This is a genomic window from Micromonospora sp. NBC_00821 (assembly GCF_036347035.1).
Lineage (GTDB): Bacteria > Actinomycetota > Actinomycetes > Mycobacteriales > Micromonosporaceae > Micromonospora > Micromonospora hortensis.
In genome coordinates this window covers 2815595-2834423 of the sequence record NZ_CP108880.1, presented here as the reverse complement: position 1 = coordinate 2834423, position 18829 = coordinate 2815595, and the positions used below count along the sequence as shown (strand labels likewise).

Below are 18829 nucleotides of genomic sequence, written 5' to 3'. Positions count from 1 at the left end.
TCAGCTGTTGCCGCGTCGCGCGGCCCGTCGCTGCTGCTTGATGGTGTCGCGCACCTCGCGCTCGGTCTCGGCGTGCCGGCGGCCGGCGGCGGCCTTACGCACGCCGTAACCGAACGCGGCCACCTTGACCAGGGGGTTTGCGGCCGCGGCGGAGACGACGGTGGCCAGGTTGGCGACGTTGGCGGTGACGTTCTGCGCGTGGCTGGTCATGGTGTCGACCTTCGCCAGTTGGAGGTTCACACCGTCGAGCGAGGTCTGCACCTGCTCCAGCGCGGTGTTGACGTTCTTCACAGTGGTGTTCACGTCACCGAGCAGCGGCGCGGTCCGATCGTTCAGGTCGTTGATCATGCGGGTGGTGGCGTCAACCGTGTGCCGCAGCCGCAGGATGGGCAGCGTCAGGATGAGCACCAGCACCGCGAACGCGGATGCCGCGATCAGCGCCGCGATCGCTCCAAAGTCGCCCACGCCTGTCCTCCTCAAGCAGAGTTCCGCAGGACCCGACGTCCCCGGAACGCACAACCATGCCACCCGTACCGGCCGCCGAACCGTCGGCGGTCACCGGTAGCGGGAGTGCCCGCCAGCCCCAGACCCTACCGTCCGTGATGGAGACCGGCTCAGGACGGTGAGGGTGTCAGCTCGCCCAACGGATCCGCACTGACCGTCGGGAACGGATCCTCACCGGTCAGTGACGGGTCGGTGGTCGGCTGCGGCCTGGTCCGCTCGTCGTCGATCGCATTGCGCACCTTCACCGACACCAACGAGCCGGTGCACTCGGTCGCAGCGGCCGACGGGTCGCCGGACGGCACCACCGCCGGCTCGCCGTCCACCGGCGGCGGCACACAGGTCGGGTCGCGTACCCACAGGTCGAGGGTCAACTCGTCGCGACGCCAGCAGGTGTAGCTGCCCTTCGTCTGCTGCTCCGGGCAGCGGCTCACCTTCCACGGCTGCCACCCGTCGCGGCGCAGCGCGTCCTCGTAGACCTGCGCCGTCTCCGTGGGCGCCTTCTCCGAGGTGACGGTGCGCTCGCGCAGCCGGCAGTCGAGCAGGCACCAGCGGCTGCCGCTGACGTCGTCGACAGTCTTCGCGGCCGCCCAGGCGGGCACGCCGAGCTGGTCCAGGTTGTCGAAGACCGGGTCACGGCTCAGCGTCCGGATGCCGAAGAAGAGCGGCACCGCGCCGAGCAGCACGACGCTGACCAGCACCAACACCGCCGCGCGCAGACGGCGTCGTTCACGGGTCTGCCGGCGTTCCTCGGAACGGGCACCCGGCGCGGCGTCGTCGTCCGGCGCGTCCTGACCGGCCGAGCGCAGCGCCGGCCCGTCGGAGGGCTCCGTTTCCGGCCGGTCCACCGGGCCGGACCCGGCGGGGACCGCGGCGGCGGCGCGGGCCACGCCGACGGGCTCGCCGGCGCGTCCGGGCGGCGGCACGGGCGCGACACCGCTCGGCTCGGCACGGCCGGGTTCCCGATTCGGAGGCAGGGCACGTCCGGCGGCACGGTCGGCCGGCGCGGCTCGCCCGGCCGGCGCGGCACCACGGGCCGGTCCGGGCTCACCGGTCGTCCGGTCGTCGGTTGGCGGCTGCCCGCCGGGTGGACGGACGGCGGCGCGAGCCGGACCATCCGGACGCGGACGCGGCGGGCCGTCCACACCCGGCGCCACCACCGCGCGAGCCGGACCGTCCGGACGCGAACGTGGCGGGCCGTCCACACCCGGCGGCACCACCGCGCGAGCCGGACCATCCGGACGGGTCGCGTCCCGGGGTGCCGCCTCGCCACTCGGGCCGGGTCGCAGTGGGCCGTCGGCGCCACGGCGCCCGGTGCCGGGTGCCGGCGCGTCGCCGGGGATGGGTCGGGCCCGGCCGGGTGGGGCGGAGCGGGCAGCGCCCCGAGCAGCGGGACCGGCGCCGGGTCGACCGCCGGCGTACGGGTCGTCGCCGTGGTCGCTCGCGGGTCCCTGTCGACCGGGGGCAGCCGTACCGTCGGGGCCGGGCTCGGCCGGTCCACGCCGTCGTCGACCGGTCGGATCCGGGGCGGGCGGTGCGTCCGGGCCGGGTGCCGCCACGGCACGGCCGCGCTGGCCGGTGGGGTCCGGAGTGGGTACCGCCGCAGCGCCCCGCCCACGGGCGGGCCGGTCACCGGGCGGTGGGGGGTAGGTCAGGGCCTGCTCTCCGGTGGATCCCGACGCGTCGGGCCGGACGGCGCGACGACCGGTCGGTGCGTCCGCGCCCGGGTCGACCGGCGGGCCGGCGGGCCGGCGGGCGGCGGTGCGTTCCGCGGCCGGGTCGGGCACGGCGAGCCGACCCGACGCCTGGTCGGTGAGGTCTCCCGCCCCGGCGGGCGGCGCCGGACGGCGACCTCCGGCCGGCGAACCGCCGTCTCGGCGGTTGACGACCGGCAGGCCGGGGTCGGTGTGTGGCAGGCGGCCGGCCTGGCGGAGCCAGTCCGCGGGCCGCTCCGGGCGGTCCGGCCGGTCCGGGCGGGGTTCGCCGCCGGGCGGCGTTCGGCGTTCCGGTTGGTCGGAGACGATCCGGCGGCGACCGGTGCCGTCGGCGGGGCCGGTGGTGGGCAGGGCGCCGCTGTGCGCGCCGGTCGCCTCGGGCACCGACGACGCGTTCCCTGAGCGGGGCACTGGTGGCGCGTTACCCGAGCGGGGCACCACCGGCTCGTCGGGTTCCGCGGCGCGGCGACGCCCGCCGGCTGCCGGACGAGGCCCCTCGGGCGCGCGCCCGGCGGGCTCGGGCGCACCGGGGTCGGCCGGGCCCGGACGACGCCGGGCGGTACGCGGGTCACGGTCGATGGCGGGGTCGGGCCGCAGGCCGTCCGCGGTCGGCGGCACGACGCCAGCCGGCGCGCCGTCGAAGCGGGCCGGCCCGGGGGCGGCGGATGCTGCGGCGGCCCGCGTCGGGTCGGGTGCCGAGCCTGCGGCGCGGCGACCGGCGGGCGTGCCGTCGGCGGCGGGCGGCCGGGCACGGCCGGGTTCGACAGGTTGCTCCGGGCCGGGTCGGCGGACCGGCGGACCGGCATCCGGACGGCGCAGCGGCGGCATGGCGTCGGGATGACCGCCGGGTGCGGCGGGGTCCTGGTGACGGCCCGGCGGAACAGCGGCGTCCGGACGGCGGGCCGGCGAAGCGGGGGCGTCCGGACGACGCCCGGCCGGGGGGCCTGCGGTCGGTGGGCCCACGGGTGGGCCGGGAGGGGTTGCCGCACCGCGCGGACGGGCCGGGCCGCCGGGCGCGTCGGGTGCCGGACGAGGCCCCTGCGGGCCGGCCGGGTCACCCCGCCCGGGCGAGCGGCGGGTGGCGACTGTGGCACGGCGGCGCGGGCGCCGGGCGCCGGCTGCACGCCGCGGCGCGGCGGCTGCCCGGGTGCGGGGTTGGCGGCGGGTGGCCGGTTGTCCGGGCGACGACCCGCTGGCGGCGTCTCCCCGGGCCAGGGCCCGTCGACCGGTCGACGGGCGGCGGCACCGCCCGGTTCACTCTGGTGCGGAGCCGGCGGAGCCGAGGACTCCGGCGCGCTACCGCGCGCACCGGCCGGCTCCCCCGGCGTACGCGGGGTGGGTTGTGCCGGCGGCTCTGCCGGCGGCATGCCCCCACGGGGCCGGTTCGGTTCCGCCGGCGCACCGTCCGGGCCGAGCTCGGTCCGTTGCTGCTTGGCCGAGCGCAGGTCGTCGATCCAGCCGAACTCCTCGCCGGCGACCGGCTCCTCCGGCTCGGGCTCAGCCGGCCGGCCGCGACCCCAACGGCGGGTCTTGGCGCGGGGATCGCGCCGCTCGTCCGGGCCCTCGTCCGGGCGGTCCCCACCACGCGATCTCACTGTTGACCCTCTCCTGCGGCGTCGGTGCCGCTGTCCTGCATCGTGCCGGCGGCACCCGTGCCCGTCGTCGGACGGGCGGCCCCCGGGGATAGCGCTGGCGCGGTCTGCGCCGTTACGGACGGCTCGGCCGTCGGCGTCTGCGGGCGGGCGGGCGGAGCCGGCAGACCACGCACGATCCGGCGCAGCAGCGGCAACCGGCTGGCCACCGACCGCTCCGCGCCGTGCGGGCTGGGCTGGTAGTAGTCGGTGCCCACCAGGTCGTCCGGGACGTACTGCTGGGTGACCACGCCGCGCTGGTCGTCGTGCGGGTAGCGGTAGCCGGTCCCGTGGCCCAACCCTCGGGCACCGGCGTAGTGCGCGTCGCGCAGTCCTCGCGGCACCGGGCCACCGCGACCGGCCCGGACGTCGGCGATGGCGGCGCCGATGGCGGTGGTGGCCGAGTTCGACTTGGGCGCGGTGGCCAGGTGGATCACCGCCTGGGCGAGGTTGAGCTGCGCTTCGGGTAACCCGACGTACTCGACCGCGTGCGCGGCGGCCGTCGCCACGCTCAAGGCCCCGGGATCGGCCATGCCCACGTCCTCGCTGGCGAAGATGACCAGACGACGGGCGATGAACCGGGCGTCCTCACCGGCGACCAGCATGCGGGCCAGCCAGTGCACCGCCGCGTCCACGTCCGAGCCGCGCATGCTCTTGATGAAGGCGCTGACCACGTCGTAGTGGGCGTCGCCGTCGCGGTCGTAGCGCACCGCCGCCACGTCGACGGCCTGCTCGGCGGTGGCGAGGTCGATCCGGCCGCCGCCGAGGGCCGTGGCGGAGGCCGCCGCCGCCTCCAGGGCGGTGAGTGCCTTGCGGACGTCACCGGCGGCCAGCCGGACCAGGTGGTCCTCGGCCTCGGTGGTCAGGGCCAGTGCGCCGTCCAGGCCACGCTTGTCGGCGGCCGCGCGGCGCAGCAGCCCTCGCACCGCCTCGTCGTTCAACGGTTGCAGGGTGAGCAGCACGCACCGCGACAGCAGCGGTGAGATGACCGAGAAGTACGGGTTCTCGGTGGTGGCCGCCAGCAGGGTGACAGTGCGGTCCTCGACGGCGGCGAGCAGGGAATCCTGTTGGGTCTTGCTGAACCGGTGCACCTCGTCGATGAAGAGCACTGTCTGCGGGCCGCCGGAACGGCGCTGGCGGCGCGCCGCCTCGATCACCGCCCGGACGTCCTTCACGCCGGCGGAGAGCGCCGACATGGCCACGAAGCGGCGGTCGGTGGCCCCGGCGACCAGGTGCGCGATGGTGGTCTTGCCGCTGCCCGGCGGGCCCCAGAGGATCACCGACATCGGAGCGCCGCCGGAGACCAGTTGCCGCAGGGGTGCGCCGGGAGCGAGCAGGTGTTCCTGCCCGACCAGCTCGTCGAGGGTCACCGGGCGCATCCGGACGGGCAGGGGCGAATCGTCGGCCACCGCGGTGAAGCCGTCGACACCGGCGGGACCGTCGGGCGCGCTGCGCGACCCGGCGGGTTCACCGAGGGAGAAGAGGGCGTCGGACTCCATCACGAAGACAGTACCGGGCCGGGCCCACGACGCCGGAATCGCGCCGCGGACCCGCCACCGGTGATCGGTTCCGGTCAGCCACGCCCGGGGCGACGGCCCCGGTACCAACGGCCGCCGCCACCGCCGCCGCCGCCGCGCGGGCCGCTGCCCACGCCGCCCAGGTAGAGCGAGAGGAGGAGCAACCCGATGAGCACGAGGGTGTTCCAGTTGAACAGGTCGGGTGCGCCGAAGTCGGTGTCGAGCAGGTCGAGCAGCAGGGCAAAGCCAAAGACGATGGCCGCGAGAATGGCGAGCATGTCGGTCCTCCGGTGGGGGTTCCCAGTAGGTCGGCGCGTGATGTACCCAATCGGTCGACTCGCCAATCTCCACGGTGGAGACGGCTACGCCACGAGGGTCCGCCGGAGGCATTCGCCAGTCGGCTCCTAGGCTGGACCGCATGATCATCGACGACCGGGTGCTCCACGACCGGAGCGCCATCCTGGCCGCCGTCGGGCATCACCCGTTCGCCCGGCACGCGCTCGGGCGAGCCACGCCGGCGCACGCGTACCGACGTGATGGCGCCGTGCTGTGGTTGATCCCGCCGGCGTACGGACCGGCCGGTTGCGCGATCGGCCCGGCCGAATCGGCGCTGGAGATCTGTGTCGCGCTCGCCGCCGACGGGATCCTCCAGCCCGGACAGCCGCTGCACCTGCCGCGACACGATCGCAGTCTGCTGGTCGACCGACTGGCGGTGGCCGAGCACAGCGACTGGGACTTCCACTGGACCGACACGGCGCCGCCGGAGCAGCCGGACGAGCAGCCGGTCGTACGTCTCACCGACGCCGACCAGCCGGCGCTGGCGGCGCTCGTGCAGGAGTCGTTCCCCAGCAGCACCTCCCGCCCGGGCGACCCACGGGTGGTCGACTGGTACGGCATCCGGGCCGGCGACCGGTTGGTGGCGTGCGGCGCGGACCGCAGCCAAGGTGACATCGGCTTCCTCGCCGGCCTGACCGTCGCCCCCGACCAACGAGGTCGAGGGCTGGGCGCGTCCCTGACCGCGGGGATGACCCGGGCGCTACTGGCGCGCCACGACATGGTGGGGCTCGGCGTCTACACGCACAATGTCGGCGCGGCGCGGCTCTACCGCCGGCTCGGCTACACCACCACCCTCCCGCTCAGCACGATCCGCCTCGCCTGACGCGGAGTGGGCCCCGTGCGGACCAGGAGCCCACTCCTCAACGGTCGGCGGCGGGTACCGGAACAGCGGTCGGCTCGACGGCCGGGGCGGCCCGACGGCCGGCCAGCCAGGCGGGCAGGTAGAGCGGGGCGGCGACGGCCAACACCACACCGCCGACCACCATCGCGGTGCTGACGCTGGTGGCGGCGGCGAGCGCGGTGAGCACCACCCCGCCGAGCGCGCCGGCCGGTGCCGCCATCATCGAGTTCAGCGAGAGCACGCTGGTCCGGTACGGGCCGTCGACCTGCCGGTGCAGCAGGCCACTGTGCAACGGGTTGGACGCGCCGTGCACGGCGTAGCAGGCCAGGTAGGCCACCAGCACGCCGACCGGCCCGGCGAACAACCCCATCCCGACCACCGTCACGCCCTGGAGGATGCGCAGCACTGCCGCACCCGGTGCGGCGCCGAGCCAGCGCAGCAGCAGTGGGGTCAGTGCCGCGCCGGCGGCCGAGGCGAGCCAGGCGGCCGAGTTCGCCGGCCCGAGCAGCGCCGCGGCGCGTTCCGGGTCGCCGATCACCTCGGCGAGCCGCACCGGCAGCAGTGACTCGAAGGTGACCATGCCGAAGCCCCAGAACAGCTCGACGGCCACCAACGCCAGCAGCACCCGGGAACGACGCAGCAGGCCGACGGCCTGGCCGATCATCCGGGGCGCCTGGACCACCGAGGCCCGCAGCGCCGCGAACCCCGTGGCCGGGCGCTCCTCGACCAGCAGCACGACCAGCGCGACGAGCGCCGCCGCCTGCGCGACGATGGCGGCCAACACGGGCACCGTGAGCGCGCTGACCCGCCCGATCGGGCCGAGCGCGATGAGACCACCGCTGAGCAACGCGCCACCGGCGATGGCCCCACCGATGACGGTGCCGGCGTAACCGAGACCGCGCTCGTACTCGGCCTCCGGGTCGGCGGCCAGGGTGGCGTCGACGTACCAGGACTCCAACGGGCCGCTGTCCAACGCCCGGTAGATGCCCTGCAGAGCCCAGACCACGAAGAACAGCCAGAACGAGTCGGCCACCGCGAACAGCGCCAGCGAGGCGAGATTCAGCACCCCGGCGGCGAGCAGCACCGGTCGACGACCGAGGGCGTCGGCGAGCCCGCCGGTGGGCAACTCCAGTGCCAGCACCAGCAGCCCCTGCGCCGTGGAGACCAGGCCGATCTGCGGCAGCGACAGGCCGCGCTCCTGCATCAGCAGGATCATCACCGGGATCATCAGACCCGTGGGCAGCCAGCGCAGACCGTAGAGCGTGAGGTAACGACGCCGAACCTGGCGTACGGTCAGCGCGCTCACGACGACACCTCCGTTCGCGACCGCGGGGCTCGCAAACCCGGCTCACTCCTCGCGCTCACGACGACACCTCCGTTCGCGACTGCGGGGCTCGCAAACCCGGCTCACTCCTCGCGCTCACCAGCGCTCGTCCAGACGCGGGATGCCGGCCAGGAACACGTGCACGGGTTTGACGTCCGGGGCATCGGTCACGGCTTCGTCGCGGTAGCGCATCAGCACCGTCCACAGCTCGTCGTTGAGGGCCCTCAGCCGGGCCGGATCGAGCGGCAGCACCAGGTCACTCATGCCGGCTGCGTCCCGCCACTCCTGGGAATGGTGGTGCTCGACGGCCAGCCACCGTTCGGCCAGGTCGGCCATCACCCGCACCTGGTCGGCTTGGATCCACTGCACGGCTGCGCGGGCGTCCGGATCGTCGTCGAAGTCGGTGGGCTCGAAGTCGCTGATGTCGTGTGCCGCCTGCCACCAGCGCTGTCGGCTGGTGCCCCGGTCGGGGTCCTCGGTCACGAGCCCCACCTCGGCGAGCTGCCGCAGGTGGTAACTCGTGGCGCCGGTGTTGGTGCCGAGCTTCTCGGCCAGGGCGGTGGCGGTCGCTGGGCCGTCGACCCGAAGAGAACCGAGCAGTCTCATCCGCAGCGGGTGGGCCAGTGTGCGGACCTGCTTGTTGTCCAGATGGACCCGGCGCGGTTCGACCGGACCGCTGGGTGAAGGGGTCTCCATGACTGCACACTATCTCTGCACACTTCTTGTGCACAAGAGTTATGCACAAGAAGTGTGCATGCGTCGTTCAGTGGGCGAGGAGTTCGCGTACCCCGCGCAGCCGGGTGCGCAGCAGGGCGGCGGCGCGCGCGGAATCCAGGCGTACGTCCAGGGGACGGACCAGACCGGTGGCCGCGCTGGTGGTGGTCCTCAACCCGGCCGGGTCCAGGCCGTACCGCTCGGCGACCAGCAGCCCCAGCTCGGCACGGCTGACGCGTCCGGGCCGGCCACGTTGAGCACACCGGCGTACGTCGAGGCGACCAGCTCCAGCACGGGTCAGCCAGGTCGGTGACGTCGATCGGGCAGCGCAGTTCGTCGCTGAACAGGGTGGCCCGGCCGGCGAGGGCGTCCCGGCAGAGCTGGATCTGCTTACTGCCCTCCCCCACGATCAGGGAGGTCCGCACCAGCGCGGCGCCCGGGTCGATCGCCCGTACGGCGGTCTCGGCCGCCGCCTTCGCGGCACCGTAGGCGTGCACCGGCGTGGGTGGTTCGTCGTCGGCGTACGGCACGGGTCGTCCGGCGTGCAGCGCGTCGCTGGACACGTGCACCAGCCGGGCACCCACCTCGGCGGCGGCGAGCGCCACGTGCGCCGCCCCGTCGGCGGTGACCGCCCAGTCCCCGTACCGATAGGGGGTCCCGACCACGGCGTCCGGCCGCACCTCGGCGACCAGCGCGCGCACGGCGGACCGGTCGGTCACGTCCAGCCGGCGCGCCGCGACCCCCGGCACGGCGATCTCACCGGAGTGGAACGTCCCCACAACCGACCACCCGGCCCCGAGGCCCCGCCGACAGACCGACCGCCCGAGTAGCCCACTACCCCCGACAACAAGCACCCGCATCCCCGCCCACTCCCCCACTGACGATCAAGAGGTTTGCGTCATCTCGCGGGGCGATGATGACGCAAACCTCTTGATCAACCAAGCAGGAGCGGGCGGGTCAGACCGGGTCTGCCACCGGGGCGGCGGGGCCGGCCGTTCCGGTGTGGGCCGTTGCGGCGGGCTTGGGCTTGGCGTCGATGCCGGCCTCGGTGCGCTGCTGGGCGGTGATCGGGGTGGGTGCGCTGGTCAGCGGGTCGAAGCCACCCCGGGTCTTCGGGAAGGCGATGACCTCACGGATCGAGTCGGCACCGGCGAGCAGCATGCAGACCCGGTCCCAGCCGAAGGCGATGCCGCCGTGCGGCGGGGCGCCGTACTTGAACGCCTCCAGCAGGAAGCCGAACTTGTCCTGCGCCTCCTCCGGGGTGATGCCGAGCAGGTCGAAGACCCGCTTCTGCACGTCACCCCGGTGGATACGGATCGACCCGCCGCCGATCTCGTTGCCGTTGCAGACGATGTCGTACGCGTACGCCAGGGCCCGGTCCGGAGCCTCCTCGAACCGGTCGACCCACTCCGAATTCGGCGAGGTGAACGGGTGGTGCACGGCCGTCCAACCGCCCTCGTCCGTGCGCTCGAACATCGGCGCGTCGACCACCCAGCAGAACGCCCAGGCGCTCTCGTCGATCAGGCCGGACCGCTTGGCGATCTCGACGCGGGCCGCCCCGAGCAGCTCCTGCGCCTCGCGGCTGGTGGCGCTCGCGGCGAAGAAGACCGCGTCACCCGGCTTGGCGCCGACCGCGTCGGCCAGCCCGCCCAGGTGCTCGGCGGAGAGATTCTTCGCCACCGGGCCGCGCGCCTCGCCGGTCTCGGCGTCCAGCACCACGTACGCCAGGCCGCGCGCGCCACGCGCCTTCGCCCAGTCCTGCCAGCCGTCCAGCTCCTTGCGGCTCTGCGCCGCGCCGCCCGGCATCACCACAGCGCCGACGTAGCCGCCCGCGTCGATCGCCCCGGCGAAGACCCGGAACTCGGTGCCGCGCAGGTACTCGGTCAGCTCGGTCAACTCGACGCCGTACCGCAGGTCCGGCTTGTCCGAGCCGTACCGGGCCATCGCGTCGTGCCAGGTGATCCGTGGGATCGGCCCGGAGATCTCGTGCCCGGCCAGGTCCTTCCACAGCGTCGAGACGATCGCCTCACCGAGGTCGATCACGTCGTCCTCGGTGACGAACGACATCTCGATGTCGAGCTGGGTGAACTCCGGCTGCCGGTCGGCGCGGAAGTCCTCGTCGCGGTAGCAGCGGGCGATCTGGTAGTACCGCTCCATGCCGCCGACCATCAGCAGCTGCTTGAACAGCTGCGGCGACTGCGGCAGCGCGTACCAGCTGCCGGGCTGAAGCCGCACCGGCACCAGGAAGTCGCGGGCGCCCTCCGGCGTCGAGCGGGTCAGCGTCGGCGTCTCGATCTCCAGGAAGTCCCGCTCGTGCAGCACACCCCGGGCGAGCTGGCTGGCGCGCGAGCGCAGCCGCAGCGCGTTCGCCGGGCCGCTGCGGCGCAGGTCCAGGTAGCGGTACCGGAGTCGGATGTCGTCGCCGGCCTCGATCTGGTCGTCCACCGGCAGCGGCAGCGGCGCCGCCTCGGAGAGCACCTCCAGCTCGACGACTGTCACCTCGACCTCGCCGGTGGGCAGCTCCGGGTTCTCGTTGCCGGCCGGGCGGCGGGTCACCTCGCCGACGACCTTCACGCAGAACTCGTTGCGCAGCGCGTGCGCATCTTCCTCGCGGAACACCACCTGGACAACACCGGAACCGTCGCGCAGGTCGACGAAGATGACCCCGCCGTGGTCGCGGCGGCGGGCCACCCAGCCGGCGAGCGTCACCGTCGAGCCGGCGTCCGCGGCGCGCAGGCTTCCGGCATTGTGGGTACGGATCACGGCTGGCAACTCCTCATCGTGGAACAGTCCTCACCCGCATTCTGTCAGGGGTGACCGCCCCGCCTCCGGGCACCCGGCAGGCCGGCACGATTCGCTGGTGGGGTGGACCGGCGAACCCGACTCCCCCGGCGGCCGCGCCGGTTAACGTGGCGAAATGCGGCCCGTACCGAACTGGGCCGTCGCCACGGCGGCGGCGGCGCCCGTGCTGCTGGTGGCCGGTTGGACGGTGGCGGAGTCCCGACAGCCCGTCGGGTACGACCCGGTCCGGGACACCATCAGCGAGCTGGCAGGACAGGACGCCACCGACGCCTGGATCATGGTGGTGGCCCTGGTGCTGCTCGGCTGCTGTTACCTGTCGGTCGCCGCCGTCCTGCACGCGGCCGGGCTTCCCAGCCGCTTCCTGCTCGCGATCGGTGGCGTGGCCACCATCGCGCTGGTCGCCTTTCCCCGGCCGCCGGTCGGCGGTTCGCTCAGCCACGGCGTCGCGGCGACGGTGGCCGTCCTCGCCCTGGTGCTCTGGCCGGCCGGCTCGGCACTGCGACTGCCGCGCGGTCACGACACCGAGCACCCCACCCGACCGGAGCCGCCCTGGGCGTTCCGACGGGCGGTCGGGCTGAGCGCCACGCTCGTGCTGCTCGCGCTCTTCGGCTGGTGCGCGTTCGAGGTGACCAGTGGGTCCCGCACCGGGCTGGCCGAGCGGGTGACGGCGGTGGCCGTCTCCCTGTGGCCGCTGTTGGCTGTCCTCTCCGCCCGGCGGGCGCACCTCGCCTGGTCGACCGGCGGCACCGTACGCGTCGGCCCGGACCTGCCGACCATCGGCGTCGTACCCCCGGACCCGCTCGGACCACCGAGCGGGCCAACACCCGGACGCCCCGACCTGCTGCCGTGAGTCGTCGTCCCACCTGAACTCCTCGTCTCCCTCGCCCGCTCCGGCGTCCGCACCGTCGGCCGGTCCGCCCGAACACGCGGCCCGCAAACCACGCCGGCCGGATCGTTACGATCGCCCGATGTCTGCCGTTCCCCGTTGGGCCCTGCTGTCGGCCGGTGGCGCACCCCTGTTCCTCGTCGGCGGGTGGACAGTGGCGCAGGCGGCCCAGTCCGACGGATTCGACCCAGTGCGGCAGACCATCAGCGCGCTCGCCGCCACGGGTGCGGACCATCGCTGGATCATGACGGTCGGGCTGGCCGGCCTGGGCCTCTGTCACCTGACGACCGCGCTCGGCCTGGTCAGCGCCGCGCCGTCGGGCCGAGCGCTACTCGCGCTGGGCGGGCTGGCGACCCTGGTCCTGGTCGCGTTCCCGCAGCGCCCGACCGGTGACTCGACGACACACGCCGTGGCCGCCGGTGTGGCGTTCGGAGCGTTGGCGGTCTGGCCGGCCCTGGCGGTGCCCCGTCGCGCGAGGCCGTCCCTCGACCGGGAGCACCGCCACCCGCCGGCTTTCGTACGCCGGCTGGCACTCGCGGCGGCGGTGGCCCTCCTCGCGCTGGTCGGCTGGTTCGCCGTCGAGTTCTTCACAGGCGGGGCGTGGATCGGGCTGACCGAGCGGCTGGCGGCGGCCGCCGAGGCGGGCGTACCGCTGGCTGCCGTGCTGGCCTCCCGGCGGCGACCGTTATCGTCCGGGCCCGGCTGAGCGTCGTCGCGTTCGCTCGGTGTCCGGCGGCTGTCAACACGACGCGGGCCGCCGGAGAGTTCCGGCGGCCCGCGAGCGGTGCGTGGATCAGAAGACGCTGACGCCGTAGCGGCTGAGCGCCTCGGTGACCGGCTGGAAGAAGGTCGTGCCACCGGTGCGGCAGTTGCCGCTACCACCGGAGGTCAGACCCAGGGCGGTGCCGCCGGCGAACAGCGAGCCGCCGCTGTCGCCCGGCTCGGCGCAGACGTTGGTGCGGATCAGACCGGAGACCGAGCCCTCGGCGTAGTTCACAGTGGCGTTGGTCGCGTTCACCGAGCCGCTGCGCAGGCCGGTGGTGCTGCCGGAGCGCTGCACCGACTGGCCCACGGAGGCGTTGCCGGCGCCGGTGATGTCCCGGAAGCTGCCGTTGTAGAGGGAGACGTTACCGGCGGCGTTGGCCGAGTTGTTGTGCCGCACGATGCCGTAGTCGTTGCCCGGGAAGCTGGTGCCGGTACGGGAGCCGAGCAGCGAGGTCTGGGCGGAGTTCGAGTACCAGCTGGCCGAGATGTTGGTGCAGTGCCCGGCCGTCAGGAAGTAGTAGGTGCTGCCACTGCGCACGTTGAAGCCGAGCGAGCAACGCCCGCCCCCGCCGGCGTAGATGGCCTGGCCGCCGGAGATCCGGGTGCTCAGCACGCCCGCCTCGGCCTCGACCCGGACCGCTCCGTTGGCCCGCGCGGCGGCGGCCTTGACCCGCTCCAGCTTGGCGCCGGTGACGGTGCTGTCGACGGAGACGACGACCTGGTTGGTGACCGGGTCGCTCCACCAGGCGGTGCCCGGGATCTTGGCGGAGCGCTCCAGCTCGGCCGTGGCCCGGTTGAGCTCGGCGGCGCCGCGGGTGACGTAGCGGACGACGGCGCCGGCCTTGCTCGCCTTGCTGGCGGCGGCCGCGTCGGTCACGGTGACGACGGATTTGCCGCTGGCGTCGATGTACGAGCCGGCGGAGCGGTCGCCGAGTTCCGCGGAGATCGCGGCGGCGCTGTCGGGCGACGCGGCGGGAGCGGCCTGAGCCGGCGCGCCGATGAGCGAGCCGACAACCAGGGTTCCGGAAACGGCGACTGTGGCCGCAACGCGGAATGAGGACCTCGTGGGTCGCATGTAACAAACCTCCTGGGCGGGGGAGCGGGTCTGCCGGGGGCGGCTGACCCGAGGGCAACCCGGCCGATCTGGGGAAACCGGCCTGGTGAAACTGAAGTATTCACATACTTAAGATCATTAACAAGGCTTGGATTCGCCCGGATTCACCGATGTCGGTTGGTCGCACGGCCGCAACACCCCCGACACGCTGGTGAACAGCCACCGTCACACCCAACCGACACCCGCCACACTTTCGACGCGCACGGTCATCGATGTCTTCCCGGTCCGGGTGTCGGGTGTACCGCCGCGCGCCGAAGGGCACGGCCGGGCCGGAGCGTGCGGCGGCCGCCGCGCGTCAGGGAGTGCGGCGGGCTCGGATCAGGAGGTACGGCGACGGGCGCCGGGGCCCGGACTGGGCACCACGTCGCGGGGCCGACCCACGTCGTGCCCGTCGGCGCAGCGCAGTTCGGCGCGCACCTCCGCGCCGCAGTCGCGGTGCGTGACACTGAGCGGCGGGCCCTCCGCGTCGGCGAGGTACCGGTCACCCCAACCGAGGACGGCGACCAGCACCGGCCACAGATCCAAGCCCTTCTCCGTGAGCCGGTACTCGTGGCGCAGCCGACTGCCGGGCTCCCGGTACGGCGCGCGACTCAGCACTCCCTGCTCCACCAGGCTGGCGAGCCGGTTGGTCAGCACCTGGCGCGGAATACCGGTGCGCACCCGCATGTCGTCGAAGCGGCGTACGCCGGTGAACACCTCGCGGAGCACCACCAGGGTCCACCGCTCACCGAGGATCTCCATCGCGCGGGCGATGGTGCAGTTCTCCACTGACCAGTCCAGAGCCGCGGGTCGCATCCGACCAGGCTAGATCTCGTTGACAGACTCAGCAACCTGCTGCCAGGCTGCGTCCATGACGCAGACGCAGGAACCAGTGCGCAGCCGTACCTTCACCTGGGCGGACCCGTCGGTCAACGCCGCCCAGGTCGGTCGACGCAGCGGCCTGGACATGCTCCGGGCGATGATCGCCGGCGAGCTTGCCGCGCCGCCGGTGATGCACCTTCTCGACATGAGCAGGATGGAAGCCGACGAGGGCCGGGTCGTCGTCGAGCTGACTCCACAGGAGTTCCACTACAACCCGCTCGGCAGCGTCCACGGTGGCGTGCTCTCGACAGTGCTGGACACCGCCGCGGGGTGCGCCGTGCACACCACGCTGCCCGCCGGCGTCGGCTACACCTCGCTGGACCTCAACGTGAAGTTCCTCCGCCCGGTCACCGTCGACAGCGGCACCCTGCGCTGCGAGGGGACGGTGCTGCAACGCGGCCGCCGTACGGCGCTGGCCGAGGCCCGCATCACCGACACCACCGACCGCCTGATAGCCCACGCCACCAGCACCTGCCTCCTGTTCCCCCTCCCCCCACCCCTCCCCTAACCCCGACTCCCGCCCCGCCCCCGCCCCGCCCCTCTGGGTTGATCATGAAGTTATTGCCCCGACACGCCGACGCGAGTGGCAATAACTTCATGATCGACAAGGTGAGGGTGGGGTGAGGGTGAGGGTGACGGAGCGCAGGGTGGGTTAGCGGAGGGCTAGGCGGGCGGCTCGGGCGTCGCGCTTCTCCTCGAAGCGGCTCGCGGCGCGGTCCAGGTTCTCCAGCTGGGCGGCGAGTTGCTCGCGGGCGGCCTCGCCGTCGGCGTTGAGGCCGGTCACGTTGAAGACGTCCCACTGACGCAGGACCGGCTGCAGCACCTCGTCGCGGTGCTGGCGCAGGTCGTAGATGCCGGCCAGGGCGATCGCCACCGACTTGCGGGCGAACCCGTCGATGCCGCTGCCGGGCATCTGGAAGTCGGCCACCACGTCGGCGACGGCCCGCATGGCCTGGCTCGGAGCCAGCTCGAACGCGGCCGCGAGCAGGTTGCGGTAGAAGACCATGTGCAGGTTCTCGTCGGCGGCCACCCGGGCCAGCAGCGCCTCGCAGGTGGGGTCGCCGGTGGCCTTGCCGGTGTTGCGGTGCGAGATCCGGGTGGCCAACTCCTGGAACGAGACGTACGCCAGCGAGTGCAGCACCTCGTCGCCGTGGGCGTTGGTGTAGCCCTCCGACATGTGCGTCATCCGGGCCCGCTCCAACGCCACCGGGTCGACAGCCCGGCTGACGGTCAGGTAGTCGCGGATCGCGACGCCGTGCCGACCCTCCTCGGCGGTCCACCGGTGCACCCAGGTGCCCCACGCGCCGTCGCGACCGAACAGGGTGGCGATCTCGTGGTGGTACGAGGGCAGATTGTCCTCGGTCAGCAGGTTCACGATCAGCGCGGTGCGGGCCACGTCCGGGATGGTGGAGTCGGTCGGTGACCACGCCTCGCCGCCGAGCGGCCCGTCGAAGGTCCGCCCCTCGCTCCACGGCACGTACTCGTGCGGGAACCACTCCTTGGCGAGCGAGAGGTGGCGGTCCAGGTTGCGTGCGACAACCGGCTCCAACTCGACGAGCAGCGCGGTCTGGCTCACTGTGGTGCTGACGGTCACGAGAAACTCCCTACGGTGGCGTAACTTACGCTACCGTAGGTCCCCGCGGCCGTCAGCGCCAGTGGGGACACTCAACCGACAGTGGGTTTGAGGTCTCCCAGGGGTGGCGTCCACTCCCCCGCACCGGCCGTGACCTGCTCACCGGAGCGGATGTCCTTCACCTCGTCCGGCGCTCCGTCGGCACCGGGGAACCAGACGTACGGGATGCCGCGCCGCTCGGCGTAGCGGATCTGCTTGCCGAACTTCGCCGCGCTCGGCGACACCTCGGTCGGCACCCCGCGCCGCCGCAGCGCCTCGGCCACCCGGTTGCTGGCAGTGCGGTGCTCCTCGCTGGTCACCGCGACGAGCACGGCGGTCGGCACCTCCCGCGAGACCGACAGCTCCCCCGCCCCGAAGAGCAGCCCGAGCAGCCGGGTCACGCCGATCGAGATCCCCACCCCCGGGTACGAGACGGCGCCGGCGCTGGCCAGGTTGTCGTACCGGCCGCCGGAGCAGATCGAGCCGAAGCGCTCGTAGCCGCGCAGTTGGGTCTCGTAGACGGTGCCCGTGTAGTAATCCAGCCCACGGGCGATGCGCAGGTCCGCCACGCAGAGGCCGGGCGAGTGCTCCGCGGCGGTGTCCACCACCCGGACCAGTTCCTCGATGCCCTCGTCGAGCAGCGGGTCGCTCACCCCGAGCGCCCGGACGGCGTCGGCGAACGAGGCGTCCGGGGCGGAGATCTCGGCCAACGCCAGGCACGCCTTGGCCTGCGCCTCGCTCGCCCCGGCGGTCTGGGCCAGCAACTCGGCCACCTTCGCCGGGCCGATCTTGTCGAGCTTGTCGACGGCCCGCAGCGCCGCCTCCGGGTCGGTCAGCCCGATGCCCCGGTAGAAGCCCTCGCAGATCTTGCGGTTGTTGACCTGGATCGTCACCGGTGGGATCGGCAACGAGCGCAGCGCGTCCCCGATGACCAGCGGCATCTCCGCCTCGTGGTGCGCGGCCAGGGTGTCCCGGTCGACGATGTCGATGTCGGCCTGGACGAACTCCCGGTAACGGCCCTCCTGCGGCCGCTCGCCCCGCCACACCTTCTGGATCTGGTAGCGGCGGAACGGGAAGCTCAGCTTGCCGGCGTTCTCCAACACGTACCGGGCGAACGGCACTGTCAGGTCGAAGTGCAGGCCGAGCTGGTCGTCACCACCGGCACCCTCGGCGTCGGCGTGCAGCCGCCGGATCACGTAGACCTCCTTCGAGGTCTCGCCCTTGCGCAGCAGCTGGTCCAGCGGCTCCACGGCGCGGGTCTCCAGCGGCGCGAAACCGTACAGCTCGAAGGTGGCCCGGATCTTGTCGAGCACGAACTGCTCGATCATCCGCTGGCCGGGGGTCCACTCCGGGAAGCCGGAGATGGGCGTGGGCTTGCTCATCGGCGTACTCCTTGCGGTGCCGCGCCGTGGCGCGGTGGTGTCGTGGGTCCGCGCGCGGCGCGGACGGAAGATCTAGAGGCCCCGGGTGGGAGCGGCCGGCGACGTGCCAGCCACCTCGATGAGGTACGGGTTGCTGGCGCGCTCGCGGCCGATGGTGGTGCTGGGGCCGTGGCCGGGCAGCACGACGGTGTCGTCGGCCAGCGGAAGAATCTTGTCGCGCAGGCTGGTGAGCATGGCCGGCATACTCCCGCCCGGCAGGTCGGTGCGGCCGATCGACCCGGCGAAGAGGACGTCACCGGAGAGGCACAGCTCGTCAGCCTCCCAGCTCGACCCGGCGCCCGGCAGCCGGAACAGCACCGACCCGCCGGTATGGCCCGGGGCATGGTCGACGGCGATCTCCAGGCCGGCGAGCGTGAGGGTGGCGCCGTCGGTCAACTCCGCCACGTCCTCCGGCTCGGTGTAGCTCAACCGGCCGCCGAAGAGCGACGTCAGATCGGTCGAGAGGCCCTTGGACGGGTCGGCCAGCATCTCCCGGTCACCGGGGTGCACGTACGCGGTGATGCCGCGCGCACCGCAGACCGGCGCGACCGAGAAGGTGTGGTCGAGGTGGCCGTGGGTGAGCAGCACGGCGGCCGGATGCAGGCGGTGCTCGGCGAGCAGCGCGTCGAGCTGGTCGAGCACCCCGATGCCGGGGTCGACCACCACGCACTGCTCCCCCGGCGCGGTGGCAACCACGTAGCAGTTGGTGCCGAAGGCGTCCGCGGGAAAGCCGGCCACGAGCACGGGCGCTGTCCTTTCCGTCGAGCAGCTGTCGTCCTGCACAGCAGC

The 18829-nt window shown here is 73.4% G+C and carries 16 protein-coding genes and 1 pseudogene; 4 read left to right on the top strand and 13 right to left on the bottom strand.

What is annotated here, in order from left to right:
* From OHB44_RS12865 to OHB44_RS12850, 4 genes are all read right to left on the bottom strand, one after another.
* A complete protein-coding gene (locus OHB44_RS12865; protein ID WP_091401858.1) occupies positions 1 to 465 on the bottom strand; it encodes a DUF948 domain-containing protein in 465 nt (154 codons plus the stop codon).
* A 149-nt stretch (positions 466 to 614) separates the two neighbouring features.
* Entirely contained in the window at positions 615 to 1310 is a 696-nt protein-coding gene (locus OHB44_RS12860) for a hypothetical protein (RefSeq protein WP_330441225.1), read from the bottom strand.
* Positions 1311 to 3807: 2497 nt separating this feature from the next.
* Positions 3808 to 5346 carry a replication-associated recombination protein A gene (locus tag OHB44_RS12855; protein ID WP_330440862.1) on the bottom strand — a complete coding sequence of 513 codons (1539 nt, stop codon included), beginning with the start codon at positions 5344 to 5346 and terminating at the stop codon, positions 3808 to 3810.
* 74 nt (positions 5347 to 5420) lie between these two features.
* On the bottom strand, positions 5421 to 5642 hold the full coding sequence (locus tag OHB44_RS12850) for a hypothetical protein (RefSeq protein ID WP_238683020.1): 222 nt from the start codon (positions 5640 to 5642) through the stop codon (positions 5421 to 5423).
* Positions 5643 to 5782: 140 nt separating this feature from the next.
* Between OHB44_RS12850 and OHB44_RS12845 the strand changes: the two genes are divergently transcribed.
* Positions 5783 to 6523: a GNAT family N-acetyltransferase gene (locus tag OHB44_RS12845; protein ID WP_330440861.1), complete on the top strand. Its 741-nt coding sequence runs from the start codon at positions 5783 to 5785 to the stop codon at positions 6521 to 6523.
* Positions 6524 to 6560: 37 nt separating this feature from the next.
* On the opposite strand, the gene OHB44_RS12840 is transcribed toward OHB44_RS12845, so the two are convergent.
* The 4 genes and pseudogenes from OHB44_RS12840 to aspS all read right to left on the bottom strand — a co-directional run bounded on the left by OHB44_RS12840 (position 6561) and on the right by aspS (position 11342).
* Complete coding sequence (locus OHB44_RS12840; protein WP_266303008.1) at positions 6561 to 7847, bottom strand: MFS transporter; 1287 nt, start codon at positions 7845 to 7847, stop codon at positions 6561 to 6563.
* Positions 7848 to 7961: 114 nt separating this feature from the next.
* Entirely contained in the window at positions 7962 to 8561 is a 600-nt protein-coding gene (locus OHB44_RS12835) for a helix-turn-helix domain-containing protein (RefSeq protein ID WP_330440860.1), read from the bottom strand.
* A gap of 67 nt (positions 8562 to 8628) precedes the next feature.
* Positions 8629 to 9439: pseudogene (locus OHB44_RS12830) on the bottom strand (SDR family oxidoreductase).
* A 97-nt stretch (positions 9440 to 9536) separates the two neighbouring features.
* Positions 9537 to 11342: an aspartate--tRNA ligase gene (aspS, locus tag OHB44_RS12825; protein ID WP_330440859.1), complete on the bottom strand. Its 1806-nt coding sequence runs from the start codon at positions 11340 to 11342 to the stop codon at positions 9537 to 9539.
* 154 nt (positions 11343 to 11496) lie between these two features.
* Here aspS and OHB44_RS12820 point away from each other — a divergent pair, with 154 nt between their 5' ends.
* Together OHB44_RS12820 and OHB44_RS12815 are read left to right on the top strand one after the other, a co-directional pair.
* Positions 11497 to 12231 (top strand): DUF998 domain-containing protein, encoded by a 735-nt coding sequence (locus OHB44_RS12820; RefSeq protein WP_238683015.1) that lies wholly within the window; start codon positions 11497 to 11499, stop codon positions 12229 to 12231.
* A 118-nt stretch (positions 12232 to 12349) separates the two neighbouring features.
* Entirely contained in the window at positions 12350 to 12973 is a 624-nt protein-coding gene (locus OHB44_RS12815) for a DUF998 domain-containing protein (protein WP_330440858.1), read from the top strand.
* An 87-nt stretch (positions 12974 to 13060) separates the two neighbouring features.
* On the opposite strand, the gene OHB44_RS12810 is transcribed toward OHB44_RS12815, so the two are convergent.
* Positions 13061 to 14107 (bottom strand): S1 family peptidase, encoded by a 1047-nt coding sequence (locus OHB44_RS12810; protein ID WP_238683013.1) that lies wholly within the window; start codon positions 14105 to 14107, stop codon positions 13061 to 13063.
* Positions 14108 to 14464: 357 nt separating this feature from the next.
* Positions 14465 to 14941 carry a winged helix-turn-helix transcriptional regulator gene (locus OHB44_RS12805; protein WP_238683012.1) on the bottom strand — a complete coding sequence of 159 codons (477 nt, stop codon included), beginning with the start codon at positions 14939 to 14941 and terminating at the stop codon, positions 14465 to 14467.
* A 55-nt stretch (positions 14942 to 14996) separates the two neighbouring features.
* On the opposite strand from OHB44_RS12805, the gene OHB44_RS12800 reads away from it, so the two are divergent.
* Positions 14997 to 15515: a PaaI family thioesterase gene (locus OHB44_RS12800; RefSeq protein WP_266303013.1), complete on the top strand. Its 519-nt coding sequence runs from the start codon at positions 14997 to 14999 to the stop codon at positions 15513 to 15515.
* Between the two features lie 144 nt (positions 15516 to 15659).
* On the opposite strand, the gene OHB44_RS12795 is transcribed toward OHB44_RS12800, so the two are convergent.
* The 3 genes from OHB44_RS12795 to OHB44_RS12785 form a co-directional block, all read right to left on the bottom strand.
* Entirely contained in the window at positions 15660 to 16601 is a 942-nt protein-coding gene (locus tag OHB44_RS12795; protein WP_181518646.1) for an acyl-ACP desaturase, read from the bottom strand.
* Positions 16602 to 16672: 71 nt separating this feature from the next.
* Entirely contained in the window at positions 16673 to 18001 is a 1329-nt protein-coding gene (gene hisS / locus OHB44_RS12790) for a histidine--tRNA ligase (protein ID WP_266303014.1), read from the bottom strand.
* A gap of 72 nt (positions 18002 to 18073) precedes the next feature.
* The gene (locus OHB44_RS12785; RefSeq protein WP_030488361.1) at positions 18074 to 18784 is read right to left on the bottom strand and encodes an MBL fold metallo-hydrolase; all 711 of its coding nucleotides are present in this window, start codon (positions 18782 to 18784) and stop codon (positions 18074 to 18076) included.
* Between the last annotated feature and the right edge of the window lie 45 nt (positions 18785 to 18829).